Source organism: Psychrobacter sp. Pi2-51 (genome assembly GCF_904846665.1).
Classification (GTDB): Bacteria; Pseudomonadota; Gammaproteobacteria; order Pseudomonadales; family Moraxellaceae; genus Psychrobacter; species Psychrobacter glaciei.
Genome location: NZ_CAJHBP010000017.1, coordinates 53,310 through 70,331 on the forward strand (window position 1 = coordinate 53,310; position 17,022 = coordinate 70,331).

The 17,022-nt window shown below is 43.5% G+C and carries 13 protein-coding genes and 2 tRNA genes; 8 read left to right on the forward strand and 7 right to left on the reverse strand.

What is annotated here, in order from left to right; genetic code table 11:
* The first annotated feature begins 189 nt into the window (after nucleotides 1-189).
* The 7 genes from leuS to JMY08_RS09900 all read left to right on the forward strand — a co-directional run bounded on the left by leuS (nucleotide 190) and on the right by JMY08_RS09900 (nucleotide 9,090).
* The gene (gene leuS, locus JMY08_RS09870; protein ID WP_201593100.1) at nucleotides 190-2,895 is read left to right on the forward strand and encodes a leucine--tRNA ligase; all 2,706 of its coding nucleotides are present in this window, start codon (nucleotides 190-192) and stop codon (nucleotides 2,893-2,895) included.
* Nucleotides 2,896-3,017: 122 nt separating this feature from the next.
* Complete coding sequence (locus tag JMY08_RS09875; RefSeq protein WP_201593102.1) at nucleotides 3,018-3,680, forward strand: hypothetical protein; 663 nt, start codon at nucleotides 3,018-3,020, stop codon at nucleotides 3,678-3,680.
* 58 nt (nucleotides 3,681-3,738) lie between these two features.
* A complete protein-coding gene (gene holA / locus JMY08_RS09880) occupies nucleotides 3,739-4,818 on the forward strand; it encodes a DNA polymerase III subunit delta (protein ID WP_201593104.1) in 1,080 nt (359 codons plus the stop codon).
* A gap of 276 nt (nucleotides 4,819-5,094) precedes the next feature.
* Nucleotides 5,095-6,423, forward strand: coding sequence for an efflux RND transporter periplasmic adaptor subunit (locus tag JMY08_RS09885; protein ID WP_201593106.1), 1,329 nt, complete (start codon nucleotides 5,095-5,097; stop codon nucleotides 6,421-6,423).
* 221 nt (nucleotides 6,424-6,644) lie between these two features.
* The gene (locus tag JMY08_RS09890; RefSeq protein WP_413786698.1) at nucleotides 6,645-8,594 is read left to right on the forward strand and encodes a MacB family efflux pump subunit; all 1,950 of its coding nucleotides are present in this window, start codon (nucleotides 6,645-6,647) and stop codon (nucleotides 8,592-8,594) included.
* Between the two features lie 184 nt (nucleotides 8,595-8,778).
* Nucleotides 8,779-8,854: transfer RNA gene (locus tag JMY08_RS09895), tRNA-Lys, on the forward strand.
* Between the two features lie 160 nt (nucleotides 8,855-9,014).
* Nucleotides 9,015-9,090, forward strand: a tRNA-Lys gene (locus JMY08_RS09900).
* 84 nt (nucleotides 9,091-9,174) lie between these two features.
* Here the strand turns inward: JMY08_RS09900 and JMY08_RS09905 are convergent.
* Both JMY08_RS09905 and JMY08_RS09910 read right to left on the reverse strand, forming a co-directional pair.
* Entirely contained in the window at nucleotides 9,175-9,960 is a 786-nt protein-coding gene (locus JMY08_RS09905) for an MBL fold metallo-hydrolase (protein ID WP_201593107.1), read from the reverse strand.
* Nucleotides 9,961-10,277: 317 nt separating this feature from the next.
* Nucleotides 10,278-12,365, reverse strand: a complete 2,088-nt coding sequence (locus tag JMY08_RS09910; protein ID WP_201593109.1) for a catalase — start codon at nucleotides 12,363-12,365, stop codon at nucleotides 10,278-10,280.
* A gap of 559 nt (nucleotides 12,366-12,924) precedes the next feature.
* Here JMY08_RS09910 and JMY08_RS09915 point away from each other — a divergent pair.
* Nucleotides 12,925-13,716 carry a dienelactone hydrolase family protein gene (locus tag JMY08_RS09915; RefSeq protein ID WP_201593111.1) on the forward strand — a complete coding sequence of 264 codons (792 nt, stop codon included), beginning with the start codon at nucleotides 12,925-12,927 and terminating at the stop codon, nucleotides 13,714-13,716.
* Nucleotides 13,717-13,831: 115 nt separating this feature from the next.
* Here the strand turns inward: JMY08_RS09915 and JMY08_RS09920 are convergent, their stop codons facing one another.
* From JMY08_RS09920 to JMY08_RS09940, 5 genes are all read right to left on the reverse strand, one after another.
* Complete coding sequence (locus tag JMY08_RS09920; RefSeq protein WP_201593113.1) at nucleotides 13,832-14,491, reverse strand: DUF938 domain-containing protein; 660 nt, start codon at nucleotides 14,489-14,491, stop codon at nucleotides 13,832-13,834.
* Between the two features lie 101 nt (nucleotides 14,492-14,592).
* Nucleotides 14,593-15,057: a flavodoxin family protein gene (locus tag JMY08_RS09925; RefSeq protein WP_201593114.1), complete on the reverse strand. Its 465-nt coding sequence runs from the start codon at nucleotides 15,055-15,057 to the stop codon at nucleotides 14,593-14,595.
* A gap of 13 nt (nucleotides 15,058-15,070) precedes the next feature.
* Nucleotides 15,071-15,484, reverse strand: coding sequence for an OsmC family protein (locus tag JMY08_RS09930; RefSeq protein ID WP_201593115.1), 414 nt, complete (start codon nucleotides 15,482-15,484; stop codon nucleotides 15,071-15,073).
* A gap of 30 nt (nucleotides 15,485-15,514) precedes the next feature.
* A complete protein-coding gene (locus JMY08_RS09935) occupies nucleotides 15,515-16,051 on the reverse strand; it encodes a hypothetical protein (RefSeq protein WP_201593116.1) in 537 nt (178 codons plus the stop codon).
* 91 nt (nucleotides 16,052-16,142) lie between these two features.
* Nucleotides 16,143-16,682 (reverse strand): hypothetical protein, encoded by a 540-nt coding sequence (locus JMY08_RS09940; protein WP_201593117.1) that lies wholly within the window; start codon nucleotides 16,680-16,682, stop codon nucleotides 16,143-16,145.
* Between the last annotated feature and the right edge of the window lie 340 nt (nucleotides 16,683-17,022).

The following is a 17,022-nucleotide window of genomic DNA, read 5'->3' on the forward strand; positions in this document are numbered from 1 at the left end:
TTATTGTCTTTATTATACCTAACACTACCGAGCATGAGAGCGGAAACTTAGCCATCGTTAGTTTTTAAAACATCAAACATATCGAGCAAGCGCACCATCATATCGTCGCAATTTTTGCCAAATTACGCTATGCTATGGCATTGTGAAATTTCACCCAATTTATTCGTATTAACCAATTTCGAGCCGACTATGAGCAACGCCGTGACAGCAGAACCTTCTAATACTAATCATACCAATGACAGCACCTACTATCAGCCGCAGCTAATTGAAGCCGCGCAACAAGCCAAATGGGCAACGGATAAGCGTTATGAAGTGGGCAACGAGCCTAGCGATAAGCCAAGTCGCTATATGCTGTCGATGTTCCCTTACCCAAGTGGCAAGCTGCACATGGGTCACGTGCGTAACTATACCATCTCAGATGTGCTGAGCCGTTACTATCGCCTCAAAGGCTATGAAGTTATGCAGCCAATGGGCTGGGACGGTTTTGGCTTGCCCGCTGAAAATGCCGCGATTGCCAATCAGACGCCGCCTGCCAAATGGACGTTCGCTAATATTGACAGCATGCGCGCGCAGCTGAAATTGCTTGGTTTGTCTATTGACTGGTCGCGTGAATTTGCCACTTGTAGCCCTGAGTATTATCAATGGGAGCAGTGGTTGTTTTTACAGTTATACAAAAAAGGCTTGGTCTATAAGAAGCTGGCGACGGTCAATTGGGATCCGATCGATAATACAGTTTTAGCCAACGAGCAAGTTATCGACGGTAAAGGCTGGCGTAGTGGTGCAGCGGTCGAAAAACGCGATATCCCGATGTATTACTTTAATATCACCGATTATGCTGACGAGCTGCTTGATGACTTGGATCAATTAGAAGGTCACTGGCCATCTGAAGTGCTGACCATGCAGCGCAACTGGATTGGTCGTAGTGCGGGTATGGAAGTACACTTCCCTTATGAGCTTGCCGGCCAAGCCAATAGCTTAGACGTCTTTACTACCCGTCCCGACACTTTGATGGGCGTCACTTATGTAGCGGTTGCCGCTGAGCATCCATTGGCGCAGTATGCGGCTGAGCACGATGAAACGATTGCTGCGTTTTGTGCGCTTTGCAAAAAAGGCTCAGTTGCGGAAGCAGACCTAGCCAAAGCAGAAAAAATCGGTATGGACACTGGTCTCACCGTGACGCATCCATTGACTGGCGAAGAAGTGCCTGTTTGGGTTGCCAACTATGTGCTGATGAGCTACGGCTCTGGCGCAGTCATGGCTGTACCGGCACATGACGAACGCGATTATGAATTTGCCGTTAAATACGACTTACCTATCAAACAAGTTATCCAGTCTCCTGATGGTCATACTGAGTCTGTTATCGCCGAAGCCAAAACAGATGGTTCTGAGCCAAATCTTGCCTATACTGAGCGCAACATTTTGATCAATTCAGGTGAATTTGACGGTCTAGACTTTGAGCAAGCGTTTGAAGCGATGCTAGCCAAACTTGAACCACAAGAACTTGCGAAGAAAAAGATCCAATATCGTTTGCGCGATTGGGGCGTCTCTCGCCAGCGCTATTGGGGCTGCCCTATCCCAATGGTCAACTGTGAACATTGCGGCACTGTACCTGTTGAAGAGCAAGATTTGCCAGTAGTATTGCCGACTGACGTCGTCCCTGATGGTCGCGGTAACCCACTCAAAAACATCCCAGAGTTTGTGAATACCACTTGCCCTAAATGTGGCAATCCTGCTGAGCGCGAAACCGACACCTTTGATACCTTTGTGGAGTCGAGCTGGTACTATGCGCGTTTTGCCAGTCCAAATGATGCACAAAACATGGTCAATAAGTCTGCCGCCAATAAATGGCTGCCGGTCGATCAATATGTTGGCGGCGTAGAGCACGCGGTCATGCATTTACTGTATGCACGCTTCTTTCATAAGCTCATGCGCGATGAGTCATTGGTGTCAGGCGATGAGCCATTTGCCAATCTTATGACCCAAGGCATGGTGCTTGCCGGTACTTTTTACCGTGTCAATGCTGATGGTAGCACGACCTATTATTTTGCAGAAGACATCGATATTGACTACAACGAACGTGGTCAACCGATTAAAGCCATCTTAAAGTTAGATGGTCAGCCAGTGACCATTGGCAAAATTGAAAAAATGTCTAAGTCAAAGAACAACGGTGTCGACCCACAAATCACCATTGATAAGTACGGCGCTGATACGGTTCGCCTTTATACCCTATTTACTGCGCCTGCTGATCAAACGCTAGAATGGTCAGATGATGCGCTAAAAGGTCCTTATAATTTCGTTAAAAAAGTATGGCGCATTGCTACTGAGCATATCCAAACACTAGCTGATGCTAACTTAGAAATTGATTCGTTTCATGGATTAGCTATAAACACTAAAGACTTAAGCAAAGAAGCGAAAAATTTACGCCGTAAGACCCATGAAACTATTGCCAAAATTGATAGTGATTTGGGCGATCGTCTGGCGCTAAACACGCCTGTCTCAAGCCTCATGGAACTTGCCAACGAACTTTCGAGCTTTAAAGCCGATAGTGGACAGGATCTACAAGTCCAGCACGAAGCGCTGATTGATTTGCTTATTATGCTGTCGGTCTATGCGCCGCATGCAGGCGAGCATTTACTTGAGCAGTTAGGGCTCGATACATTAACCCTAAACTACCCAACCGTGGATGAAAGTGCGCTAGTACAGGATATGATCACGATGGTGGTACAGGTCAATGGTAAAATGCGCGGTAAGATGGATGTCGCGCCGAACAGCGACCCTGAACAACTAAAAGCGCAAGCACGCGCGATGGATAGTGTGGCAAAATTCTTGACCGGTGAAATCAAAAAAGAAATCGTCGTACCGAATAAACTGGTCAATATCGTGGTTGCAGGCTAGACCTTTTTAAACTTAGTGTTTTAAGCCTTTTTATCAACATAAGGATAGCGATTATGTCGTATAAGCATCGAGCTGTGCAGTCATTTCAAACAAAATTAAGTAAGCCAAGTGGGCAATGCAATATGGCAAAAAAGTCTAGTGGACAGAAGCTAGCGACAGCATTACTCACAAGCTTGCCACTGTTTGCTGTGCTTGGATCGACAGCAGCGCTGAGCGGCTGTGGCTTTCAGCTACGAGGTTATGACACGCCGATGCTATTTGACGTTGCTAAAACAGCAGTCATTATCGAAGACAATCGTACCTCCTTCCCACTAAAGTTACCATTGACACGACGCCTAGAGGCCTTGGGTGTCGAGGTGACTGATAATATGACCTCGGCTGATGTCACCAATAACAATAAAAACGCTACAGCGGAACCCATTGCCGCGATTAGCATCAATAATATACGCTTTAAGCGTTATGAGTTGGTCGGCGTTTTGACAGAAATTCGTTTGGTAATATCAGCAGATGTCAGCTACCAAGCCTTACAAAACGGCAAAGTTGTGACGCTGACCAACCCCATCCAAGTTGAGCGCAGCTATCAGTATAATGAGGCATCGGTCAGTACCGATGACCAGCAAGGCGACCAAGTTCGTGACTGGCTCTATGACAGTTTGGCACGCCGTATCACTGATCAGTATGTCGCCATTGCTCTGCCTAGAGTCGCCCCTACCAGCGCCAATACACCATCACAAGCAGGGTCAGCATCTACGGCAGTTATCGTACCAAACGCACCAAACCCTTAATATTTAGCGTACGGCATTCTGCACATCCATCCTCATAAACCTGTGTCCTCATTAGTCTATGCAAGATACTTTTATACAAGCCTATCCCAAACTACTACAGTCATCCGTGGCGGTAGCAGGTTTGTGGCTGGCACATGGAGATGAGCCCTTACTGAGTCAGTGGCTGATTGACGCCTTGCGTCCGCATTGGCGTGCACAAAATTACGCGATTAAACGTATAGAACTGATATCAGTTAAGAGCTGGCAAGAAGTACTGTCAGAGCTTGGCAGTCAATCTCTATTTGATGATGCTAGCGCGCTGATCGTGACCGGCAATCATAAACCAGACAAATCCGTTATCGCTGAGCTTGAGCGCTTTGCTGTTGAAGCACAAACAGGGGCGCACAGTCACAGTCTATTATGGCTAACGCCCAAACAAGACAAACGAGCGCAAAGCAGCAAGTGGTTTGCGCCATTTGCCCAGTACGGTCACGTCATTGATTGCAATTTATACAACGAACAGCAACGTCAGCAGCTGTTGCAGATTCAAGCCCAGCAGTTTGGACTCAGACTGTCACAAGAAGCATGGCAACTGCTCATGTCGCACACCGAGCATCACCTGTTAAGTGCTTATCAAACCTTATGGCGGCTGTCTTATTTATTTGCGCCGCAGTTGGATGCTAGTAGTCATGACTCAACTCACGAAGGCAGTAATCAGTCTACAACGACCGCGCCAAACGTAGCACTAGATATCAAGGATCTTCAAGCCGCCTTGGTCAGCGACGCCCAATTCAGTGTCTTTGATCTGTCCGATGCGATGCTGACAGGCAATAGCGCACAAGTGGCAAAAATCATTTTTCAGCTGAAAGCCACTGATGAGCCGACGACCTTGGTACTGTGGGCAATCAGCAAAGACATGCGCCAAATCATACAATTAATGGATGGCCAAGATCCGCAAGCACTGGGTATTTGGCGTAGCAAGCAAGGATTATATCAACAAGCCTGCCGCCGCCAAGCAAAAGCGCAAACGGCTGAATGGCCTGCGCTGCTGTATCGTTGTGATCAAGCGATTAAAGGGCTTGTTCGACAGCCAGCATGGGAGTTGTTATTGCAGGCCGCGCTTGAATTAGCAGGTAAGCGCTTGTTTACCATGCGATAATTTTTATTATATTTTAACCAGGTTTTACAGTTTTACAGTTTTACAGTTTTACAGTCACTATCGTCCATTCTGCAATCCCACTCTTCATCATCAGCTCTATGCCCCTTTAAAAACACCGTCGATACAACATTATATAAGCATCCATTGCTGGCTACGATGCGTCCATATTTTTCCTATCAAAAACACCTTAACCTTTCGTAAACTAATTCCCATTTCATTTTGTACATGAAGCCTCTACTATACCTACACTTGCTATTACTGTGATTGGATTGCCCTATGCCCAAAATAAAAAGAAAACCTGCTATCAAATGGGGCATCATCGCCTTAGTAGTTCTGATACTCATCGCCTTAGCTTATAACACTTTTAAACCTAAAGAAGAGATTCCGAATTACCTAACGGCAACCGTTGAAATGGGCGATATTGAAAACAACGTCATGGCCTCGGGTAAGGTTAAAGCGCTTAATACGGTCGACGTTGGTGCACAGGTGTCTGGCGAAGTCACTCGTTTGTATGTTGAAGTAGGTGATCAAGTACAACAAGGCGATTTAATCGCACAAATTGATCAAGTCACTCAGAATAATAATCTAAGCAACGAGCAAGCTACCCTTGAGCAAAGTGTCGCTGCTATCGAAAGCGCCGAAGCTGAGGTACTAAGCCGTCAAGCAGGTCTAAAAAGCGCACAAGCCGATCTTACCAGTCGTCAATCAGAATTGAGACAAGCGCAATCAGACTTTTCACGTTTGCAGGGTCTTGTTGCTATTGATGCTATATCACAGCAAGAATATGATACTCAGGCGACAAACGTGGAAACCGCGAATGCTGCTGTTGCGAATGCTCGAGCAGCTATCGATACGGCGAGAGCGGCCATTGCCACTGCCGCAGCCAACGTCAATAGTCAACGAGCCGCGTTACGAAAATCTCAGACCAATGTTAGTACGGCTAAAGAAGATCTTAGCTATACGACGATTCGCGCGCCAATATCAGGTACGGTCGTATCGGTAACCACTGAGCAAGGCACGACTGTCAATGCCAATCAAACAGCACCGACTATTGTGACCTTGGCAGATTTGTCTACCGTCAGAATCAACGCCCAAATCTCTGAAGCTGATGTCATTAATGTCAAAGCAAACATGCCGGTTTATTTCAATGTCATCGGCAATCCTGATCAAAAATTTGATGCCATATTAAAAGCCATTGAACCTGCTCCCGAAACGATTAGTGATACCAGCTCAACAGATGCTGCTATCTACTATGTCGGCTACATCGAAGTGCCTAATACTGATCGGCGTTTTCGCATAGATATGACCGCTCAGATCTATATTGTTATCGACCAAGCCAAAAATGCTTTATTGGTACCATCAGCTGTCATACAAGAAAGTCCTGCTAAAAACAAAACGGCTGGACAAGTCAAAGCAAACAAGTTTGTACGCGTGCTAAAAGATGACGGCAGCGTAGAAGAACGAGCCGTAACAGTCGGTATCGACAACCGAGTAAGCGCACAAATATTAAGTGGTCTAAAAGAAGGCGAAGAAGTCATCATCAGTGAAGACAGTGGTGAGAACTCAGGAAGCAGTCGTAAATCTGGTGGTCCGCCAAGAATGTAACTTTTTTATATATGACGGTTGAGGGCTTGAGCGCGGCAGCCCTTTCATAACGACGCTCACCACACTTGATTGAAGACACTGCTATGACTATACCTCCAGCTTCTAAACCGTTGCCTAAAGATGATACGGCTCAAGACTTAGAGCAATACATGCCTGCCGATAGCTCTACTACTACATCAAATCCAGAGCATAGTAATTCATCGGCATCTGGCCAGCCCATCATGCAATTATCTGGCATCATTCGTGAGTTCGCAGCTGGTGAGCAAACGATTCGGGTGTTACATGATATCGACTTGACTATCAATCAAGGCGAAATGGTGGCAATCATTGGGCAGTCTGGCTCTGGCAAGTCGACTTTGATGAATATCTTGGGCTGTCTCGATCAGGCGACGGCTGGCGACTATAAAATATATGGGAAGTCAGCACGCAAGCTTGATGCTGACGAGCTCGCTGAGCTACGCCGTGAACACTTTGGTTTTATTTTTCAGCGTTATCATCTGCTTGGTGACATTAGTGCCAAAGACAATGTAGCGGTTCCTGCCGTATATGCTGGCATGGATACAGAAACTCGAATTGACCGTGCCGAAAAGCTCTTAACTGATTTAGGACTTGGAGATAAGGTCAATAGTCGGCCAAATCAGCTGTCAGGCGGACAACAACAAAGAGTCTCAGTCGCTCGTGCGCTCATGAATGGTGGTGATGTCATCTTGGCAGATGAGCCGACTGGCGCGCTCGATAGTAAGTCCGGTGAAGATGTCATGAAGATCTTGCATGACCTCAAAGCACAAGGTCATACCATTATTATGGTGACTCATGATCCCAACTTGGCGGCGCAAGCTGAACGTATTGTTGAGTTAAAAGATGGCTATATCATTGCCGACTATCAAACTGAGCATTACAAGCACACAGACAAAAAGCCTGCCTCTATCCTCGGTGGGCATCGTAAAAGTGCCTTTGGTAGCTTCGTTGATCGGCTGCTTGAAGCGTTTAAAATGTCTTTGCTTGCCATGCGCGCGCATAAAATGCGTACCTTGTTGACCATGTTAGGTATCATTATTGGTATTGCCGCTGTCGTGTCTATTGTAGGCTTAGGTCAAGGCTCTCAGCAGCAGATTTTGGCTAATATCAGCTCGCTCGGTACCAACACCATTACCGTCAGCGACGGCTATCCTAGAGGCGACCCTAGACGACGTTACAACGATGACAACCTGACACCTGAAGATGCACAAGCGGTGGGCAATCAGCCTTATATTATCAGCGTTAGCCCTCAGGTGAACGCTAACTCTAGCGTTCGTTACCGCAGCGTACAAGAAGAGTCTACCGTCAATGGAGTCGGTCAAGACTACTTAGAGGTCACTGGTGAGACATTGGCATTGGGTCAAGGGTTTGATGAACAAAGCATCAGCTTGCGTAGCCAAGATGTCATTATTGATAGCAATGCCAAGCAAACCTTTTTCCCAAACCTTGATAACCCTATTGGCGAGGTGATACTCATCGGTAGTGTACCTGGTAGAGTCATTGGTGTGCTGGAAGAGAATGATGGCGGTTTTGGTGCAGATTTAACCACACCAACTATATATATGCCCTACACTACCGTTATGTCACGGATTAGAGGCAGTACGAATATCGATAGGTTTGTGGCTCTCATAAGTGACGATATCTCTTCAAGTGTGGCCGAGTCTGCGATCTCCGACTTGATACAAAATCGTCATGGCGAAGAAGATTTTCAGATTCGCAACTCAGACTCTATTCGTCAAACGATCGAATCTACAACTGGTGCTTTAACGCTATTGATATCATCTGTTGCTGTCATTTCACTGATAGTTGGTGGTATTGGGGTCATGAACATCATGCTGGTGTCTGTCACCGAGCGCACCAATGAGATTGGTGTACGTATGGCTGTAGGGGCACGTCAAAACGACATCATGCAGCAGTTTTTGATTGAAGCTATCTTGGTTTGTATTTTAGGTGGTTTGCTAGGCATTGGCTTAGCATTTGCTATTGGTGAGCTGATCAATCGTGTTGGCGGTGATAACTTTAAAGTCATTTACTCACCGACCTCTATCATTGCCGCCTTTGTCTGCTCGACGCTGATTGGTGTTATTTTCGGTTTCTTGCCCGCGCGCAATGCAGCCAAATTGGATCCTGTAGAGGCACTGTCTCGGGATTAATACCTAGACACCTAAGCATTTCGACCAAGTATTCAGTATGAAATATCGAAATGATGATAAAAAATCAAAGAAATATGCAGTTTTACGAGAGATTTACACTTTTTTCCTAATACGGGGTTGTAATTGTCTTAATTATATATATAATGTGCTCTCACGTTTAGGGATACAAACACTTTAAACGTTAGGGTTGTTAGCTCAGTTGGTAGAGCAGTTGACTTTTAATCAATTGGTCCCGCGTTCGAGTCGCGGACAGCCCACCATATTTAGTTTGATCTTTATGAATCGTTCTACCCTATCCGGTAGTAGACCAATAAAGATAAGTTTAAAAGACATCGTTAAGATGTTTAGTTTTTAGAAAGTTCGTTACGTAGGATTTTCTTTTGCAGAGTTAAAAAGCAAATGCTTTTTATACACTCTTCAGGGTTGTTAGCTCAGTTGGTAGAGCAGTTGACTTTTAATCAATTGGTCCCGCGTTCGAGTCGCGGACAGCCCACCATATTTAGAAAGCCCAGTCATTTTGTGACTGGGCTTTTTTTCGACTGTCTTTCTATGAATGTAGATTTATGAGCATTGATAGCTATCAATCACGCCTACGCTTAAAGAGTCTAAAGTTACCTCCTTTTCTCCATAGCAATTTATGCTTGATCGTATCCTTAATCGTACGTGGATGCTTGGGCGCTTGGGCAATAAAATGATCAAAATCTGCTGTGTCCATAGCCAGCTCTCGGCCATGCGCCATCATCACCATTGAGGGTTTCAAATCTCTTATCTTGTGTAAAGACTGGATGTATGTTTTAGGGTCATAGACAGGAAAGGGTGCAACGAATTTATGGCGTAGCTTGATGATCAAATCAGCTGTATATACTTGGCGGCTAGGCAGGTGAAATAAAGACAAATCACGATCCGTATGTCCCGGCGTTTCTAAAACTTGCCATTCATCAAACTTTGGCACAAGCTCACCATCTTTAACCGTGATATCTGGTTTCAAGCTTGCAGAATAATACAAGTTTTTAAATGGTCGCCCTTGACGTCTGGCCACATAATACCCTAGGTTTATGTCTACGAAGTGCATCGCTCGCCCACCAATACCGCTATACCACTGATCTTTCTTGTCCGCTGAGACAATAAGACAGCCAGTCTCTTGTCGAAATTTATTTGCCCCGCCTGCATGATCAGGGTGCATGTGTGTGACCACCACTACTTTTAGATCAGTGATCGGTCGCTTTAGCGTCGTTTTAATATAATCAAGCACCATCGTCACATCAGCACGGCAGCCACCGTCTAGCAGCATGATTTTATCCGGATATACCGCAAGGTAGGTACTCTGGATATAGCCTTCTAAACGTACGATTTCACATAAACTCATTGTTATTCCCTACCTCATTCATCGTTATTATTGTGAGGCTTTTATTCAATTTTATAGACAATCTTTAGTATAACGTCCGTCAGTCCAAAAAAAACGACTTTGAGTGAACGCTCGTGACTATATACAAAAGCAATGCAGTATACAGAGACAATGCAGTTAATAACGATTAATAAATAACGATTAACAACTGCATGCATAGTTTTATCCATGGTCACTCTCACTTTATTATCAAAAAGCAAAAACCCAGCGCTTAGGCTGGGTTTAAGAAAACATTTAGTATTTAAAATAAATCGTAGTCGAGATTACCTACCTATTGATTATGCAAGGTCACGAACCTTTGGCTCACGTTCCCATAGACGAGACTTGGCATTGGTAATAAAGGTATCTAATTCAGCCAATGGCGTCACAAATTCATCTTTTTCAATTGGCAGCTTGCTTAAGATAAATTCATCGGTCGCACCGCAATAAGCAATGGCTTTGCAATGAGCATAAGCATCATTGAACCAATCTAGCGCTGCACTGTCTTTTGCTAGCTTCTTAGCCTGCTCTGGCATAATGATACTAACCACGGCATCAAACATCACTGACGGACCACCAGCGAGGCGCTCATCAGCTTGGATACGTGTACCATCATCCAACACAACTTCTTTATTAGGCGCGACGATTTTGACGCTAGCGCCTTGCGCTTTAGCAGCATCTTCGAACTTTTTAATTTCGCTACTATTAGAGCCTTCTGCGACCAAGATACCGATCATACGACCTTTTAGACTGTCAGGCGTCAGACCAATAGTTTGTACCGCTTTAGAGGTTCCCAAGTCTTGGACAGGTGCAGCTGCGTCCGCTGGCTCTGGTAATTCCATACCTAATGCCGTTGCTACGCGATTGGCCAAGTCTTCATCGATGTGAATCAAATGACTCAGCATACGAGTACGTACATGTGCTGTATCTACTTTACCCAGCTCAAACGCATAAGCAGAAGCAATATGCGCTTGCTCAATAGTCGTCTGACTACGGTAGAACATACGTGGCTGGCTATAATGATCTGCAAAGCTCTCGTCACGTACGCGACCTTTTACACCATCATCCAACTGCTCATGGAACGAATTAAAGCCACGTTTAGCGCTTTCACGAGGACGGGTTGGATCTAGGCTTTGTGGCTCATAGAGTACACGCGTCTTAGGCACTTGCATCTGCATATGACCATCTTGCTGATTGTTAGCAAACGGACATTTTGGTGCATTGATAGGAATCTGTGCAAAGTTTGGTGATCCTAGACGTGATAGCTGCGTGTCTAGATAACTGAATAGACGACCTTGTAATAATGGATCATTACTAAAATCAACACCCGGTGGCAGATGCGATGGGCAGAATGCTACCTGCTCGGTCTCTGCAAAGAAGTTATCTGGATAGCGATTCAGCACCATTTTACCGACGACTTTTACTGGCACTAGTTCTTCTGGAATCAGTTTGGTCGCATCGAGATGGTCAAACGGGAACGCATTGGCTTCTTCTTCGGTAAATAACTGTACGCCAAACTCCCACTCAGGATAATCACCGTTGTTGATTGACTCAAATAAATCGCGGCGATGGTAATCAGGATCAGCACCTGAGATTTTTACTGCCTCATCCCATGTGGTCGACTGTACGCCCAGTACAGGCTTCCAATGGAAACGTACAAAGGTACTTTTGCCATCTTTATTAATCAAGCGATAGCTATGAATACCAAAGCCTTCCATCATGCGTAAGCTACGTGGCAGACCGCGATCACTCATCAGCCAAATCAAGTTATGCATGGTTTCAGGACTCAATGATACAAAATCCCAAAAGGTATCATGAGCAGAGGCTGCTTGCGGGAAACCGCGATCTGGTTCTGGTTTTACCGCATGAATCAAATCTGGAAACTTCATAGCGTCTTGAATAAAGAAGATTGGCATGTTATTACCAACGATGTCCCAGTTGCCTTCTTCTGTATATATTTTCACAGCAAAACCACGAACATCACGTGGCGTATCTTTTGAGCCTTTATTACCCGCTACCGTTGAGAAACGCGTAAATAATGGCGTTTGCTTGCCCGTTTCGGTCAACACTTTGGCAGTCGTATATTCTTCTAGTGACTCTGTCAGCTCAAAATAACCATGTGCTGCGCTACCACGAGCATGGACGATACGCTCAGGGATACGCTCATGGTCAAAATGATTGATTTTTTCACGTAATACAAAATCCTCTAACAGCGTCGGCCCACGTGAACCTGCTTTTAGAGAGTTTTGATTATCAGCGATAGCTACACCTTGCTGGGTGGTCAATACTTTGGTGTCATCGCCTGAGCGTTGATGGGTTTCGCCACCGTTGCCACGTTCAGTATTCATGTCTTTGGCGGGGTCAGTATGATCGATATTATTATTCATAAGAAGTCCTAGCTAATAGATTGAGAGTGCTCTTTTTAAACCACTAAAAGAGTGCTTACACAGGTTTGATATCCTTTGAGATAATGATGACTTCATCTGTCAATTATTTGTCTGTGTCTTCAGCATTGCCTAGCGCTAAATTTATAAAGCACTAAAATTCATAAAGGAATAATAGGCTTAGGACTTATACTACCCAAAAATTAAGTCAAATATAGTTGCGTATATAGTAAACCTTGTTGATGTTTGGTTAAGGTTTACAGTCGCTATGAACCAGCATTTTAGAAGGCGTTAAAAGAGCATCAACGTTAACAATAGAATCTTGTAATATAGTTATTCTTTAAGGTATGCTTTTATGAAGTACTAGAGACTATCGATAAATAAATTGGCATGGTTTTAGCTTTATATTTATCTTTCTTATACCGTTAAATTCAAATAATTTCGATACAAGAAAACCGAGCGCAAGTTATACATTAGTATGCTTAGCGAGGATGACGATGTAGCGGATTTATATGAATTTGACGATGCGACTACTTTTTATATAACTATAAGGCGATCCATTATGCTACCAACTTTAAAATCTCCATCTAATAAACCTTATCACTCGTTGCTAGTGGGCGCTTCAATGGGTCTAATGGCATTAACTTTTAGTCAAACGGCTGCCGCTATCACGACCAAAAATGTTACTTATACAGTTGATGATCAAGCATACGAAGGCTATTATGCCAAAGCGGATAAACCAAACGCACCTTTTATCTTACTGATTCATGATTGGGATGGATTGACAGATTATGAGCGCAAACGTGCTGATATGTTAGCGTCTGAAGGCTACAACGTACTAGCGGCAGACATGTTTGGACAAGGCGTTCGCCCCACTTCTATCGAAGAAAACAAACGCCTAACTGGGGAGCTATATGATGATCGTAATAAAATGCGTCGCATATTGGCAGGGGCATTAACGGCAGGACAACTACAAGGCAATGATGTGCGTAACGGCATTACCATGGGCTATTGTTTTGGCGGTACGGTCGCTCTAGAGCTAGCACGCTCAGGCTTTGAGCAAAAAGCCTTTGTACCCTTCCACGGTGCCTTCGATATTCCAACCGGTCAAAGCTATGACAAAACTACGGGAGAAATCCTAGTATTCCATGGCTCTGCTGACCAATCAGTCTCGCTAGAGAGCTTTGCGACTTTAGGCAAGACATTAGAAGCAGCCAAAGTACCTCATGAAATGGTCACCTATAGCGGCGCGCCACATGCGTTTAGCGTATTTGGCAGCGATAGATATGATGCACGTGCCGATCAGCGCTCTTGGAAACGTTACTTGGACTTTTTAGCAGAAGAATATAAATAACCTAACAGCACAAGTTGAATAAGTAAGAATGTAAACAAGCCCAAACAAAAAGACACCTCAATTAAGATCTGATAACGATCCATTGAGGTGTCTTTTTCTATGCAATCTTAAGCATTTAATTCTTCCGAAATACCAATAGCTGATTATTGGCAGGCATCGCATACGTTTGAGAGAGCTGTAGATAATGAGCGTTTGCTAGACTGATAATATCTTCTTTATCGCGAATGCCGCTGTCAGGATTACCTGCTCTCAACATCGCATCAAATCGCTGATTCCCCTCACTGGTATATTTACCATGCTCATTAAAAGGGCCATATATAATCAGCTTACCGTCAATAGATAATGCCTCACTAGCCAATGCAAATAACCGCCCAACCAAATCCCAGCTAATGATATGCAAAGTATTGGCTGTAAATATCACATCATAAGGTCTGTCTAAATGACTACTAACAGGTACAGAGTCATGCGCCAAATCAAAAGCCAATGGTAGAGATAAATTGGGCGCAGGATAAGCATTGTGCCAAGCTACTATGTGACGGTGATTGTTAATGACATCACTGGTCTGCCACTGTATCTCAGGCAAGTTAGGCGCAAAGTAAACGCTATGCTGTCCCGTTCCAGAGCCAATCTCTAGCACATGACTAAAGCCTTGTAGCTCTGTTTGAAGTATTTCTAGAATAGGCTGCTTATTATTTTCACACGCTTGAGAAAATGGTAATGCAGAAATATCTACTTTATTATTCAGATTGTCACTATTTAGATTAGCGTCATGCATCACTACTCTCTCCAGACCGTCTATTATTTTCTTAGCATTGATTTCGATAGATTAATGAGCATCATCAAATATTAACTCAGTCATCGCCGAACATCTCACTACTAGTAAATACCCGCCTCTACCCCAGCTGCTAGCGTCATAGCAAGCTCTTCTACTTGCTCAACAAAGCTATCTTGCCAATCACCTTGTAGTATCAGCGCCTCTTGAATCCATGACCAGCGCAATCCCGTGGTAATGGTTTTGAGCGCACGCTTAGTACCCGTACCATCATGCCCTGCTCGAATATATACCGCAAATGGCATACCTTGCTTCTTTTCTAGCACAGGGTAATAGCAACGATCAAAGAAATCCTTGGTCAGCCCTGCCATATACGCCAGATTTTCAGTCGTACCTAGCAGTAACGCATCAGCAGCCAGCACATCTTCAGGCTGCGTATCCTGCGGCGATTTCAAAATGACGTTGATATCTATATCAGGATGATTAGCACCGTCGAAAGCTGCCTGCGCCAATTTTTGAGTATTGGGCGATGGCGCGTGAGCGACGATAAGTAGCGTTTTAGCAGCCATAGTAATCACCTTATCAAAGCAGTTTTGCACATCTAAAAGTGACGTTCTGAGTAATATCAGGATGAATACTCTTAGCTACTGGACAAGTCAGGGCGGTGTTATAAAATATCGTTTGCGTTCTATCATCAAGTTCACGGTTGAATATTACAATGATATGTATTTCACTCACGCGTCTTGGGTCAGCAGCCATAACTTTGGTTACTTCAGCGGTAGTACCTGCAATATCAATGTCCATATCGCGGGCTTTAATACCAATAACTGTCAACATGCAACTGGCTAAGCTGGTCGCTAATAAATCAGTCGGAGAAAACGCTTCACCTTTGCCGTGATTATCAATTGGCGCGTCGGTAATGATTTGATTATTCGACTGTAGATGGATGGCTTGGGTGCGTAAATCGCCTTGGTAGGTTACTTTTGAGGTTGTCATAGTAGTCCCTTCTGTAATTCTATTTAATATTTATAATGTATTTGCACCTTTTAATGCCCACACAATTACACCATCTCTCTCTAGCTTGAGTTGACGACCTAACTCAAAATTAGGACACACAAAAAGTACAAATTTTAATTTGGCATTATTTTCTAATACCTTATTAATGTCTTTCTTAAGCTTCTGATTGCTTGTAGGAGCCACTGCAGCAAAAACTTCAGCAGCTAATCTACCACATTCTGATTCAATATCTGAACCTGAAGCAGTTCCAAGATTAAGTCTAAATGGAGCTAATTCTGGGTATTCAGTAAATAGAAGTTCCAATGCGTAAAATGAGGCTAAATAAGTAAAAGATTGATTAATTTGCTCGACTATATTCAGTTCACGCTTAGAATCTAAAGGATCAAAACCTATACCGCCAAACTTCATTTTTGAAAAGAACGTTTGTGAGGTGTTTTCATTAATTTCAGAGCTAATCTGCAATAGAGTTTTATCCATTGATTCATACAATTTTTTCTCAAGTTGCTTAAGCTCTTCAATATTATTTACTGTGAAAGATTTAAGCATATACTTCCTATTTACTATAACAATTAGCGAAGTGATTTATTCATTAGAGAAGGAATATCTGAATCTTTCACGTTATGAGCATTTTTCACAACTAAGTAGCAATCGTAAATTCTTTGCCCGTTTCAGAACATTTCTTATACTCTACCTTTACGACACAATCATTACCGACTGCTTCAAATATTTTTATTAGTTGATCTAAAGATAACATATAAAGCTTTTTGTTTTTATCAATATCCGAAGTGAAAATAATACCATCGAATCCACCACTTTGGTTTATGTAAGGATTAAAAATAAAACTATGTATAACTCTACTCGCAATAAACCATAGGTCTCGCTTTTCTAATTGAGGTTTACTTAAATTATATAACTCATCTATCTTATAGTTATTTCGCAAAGTAACATTATCACCTACATGTGAAAACCAATCTAGATCGTACTTTTGGTTTTTAAGGCTACTAGTAATTTTAGTTTCTGTCTCTAATAATTTCCTAATCGAATAAAAACCGATAAAAACAGCTTGTTCAATTTTTACATATACTTCTTCATTGATTTCTTCGAGAGCTTCACACTCTTTAAATTTTATAACGCTTTCTAAAAGAGGTTGCTTCCAATAATAACTTTCGTGTATCACAGCGCTTCCTTGTAGATTTAGTATCATAGCAATTGATACAGTAATAAGTTGATTAAATCAAGTCAGACCTAAAAGAAAACCCCCTTACACTTTCGCGTAAGGGGGTTTAGCTTTTAGAATAGAGAGCTGACGATGGCCTGAGCGCCGTAAAAATTGCATGCTAACTGCGAGCACAGCTCTTGTCTTGCGTCGGGCGAAACAGTGTTTCTCTTGTTCCTCCTCAAGGCAGCGCAAGAGCAAATCCTTTCAATAGGATTTGCTGTGTAGGTCACTAGGAATAAAAGATAAAAAAAAGAGCCACCCCGTTAAGGATGACTCTTTTTAGAATAGAGAGCTGACG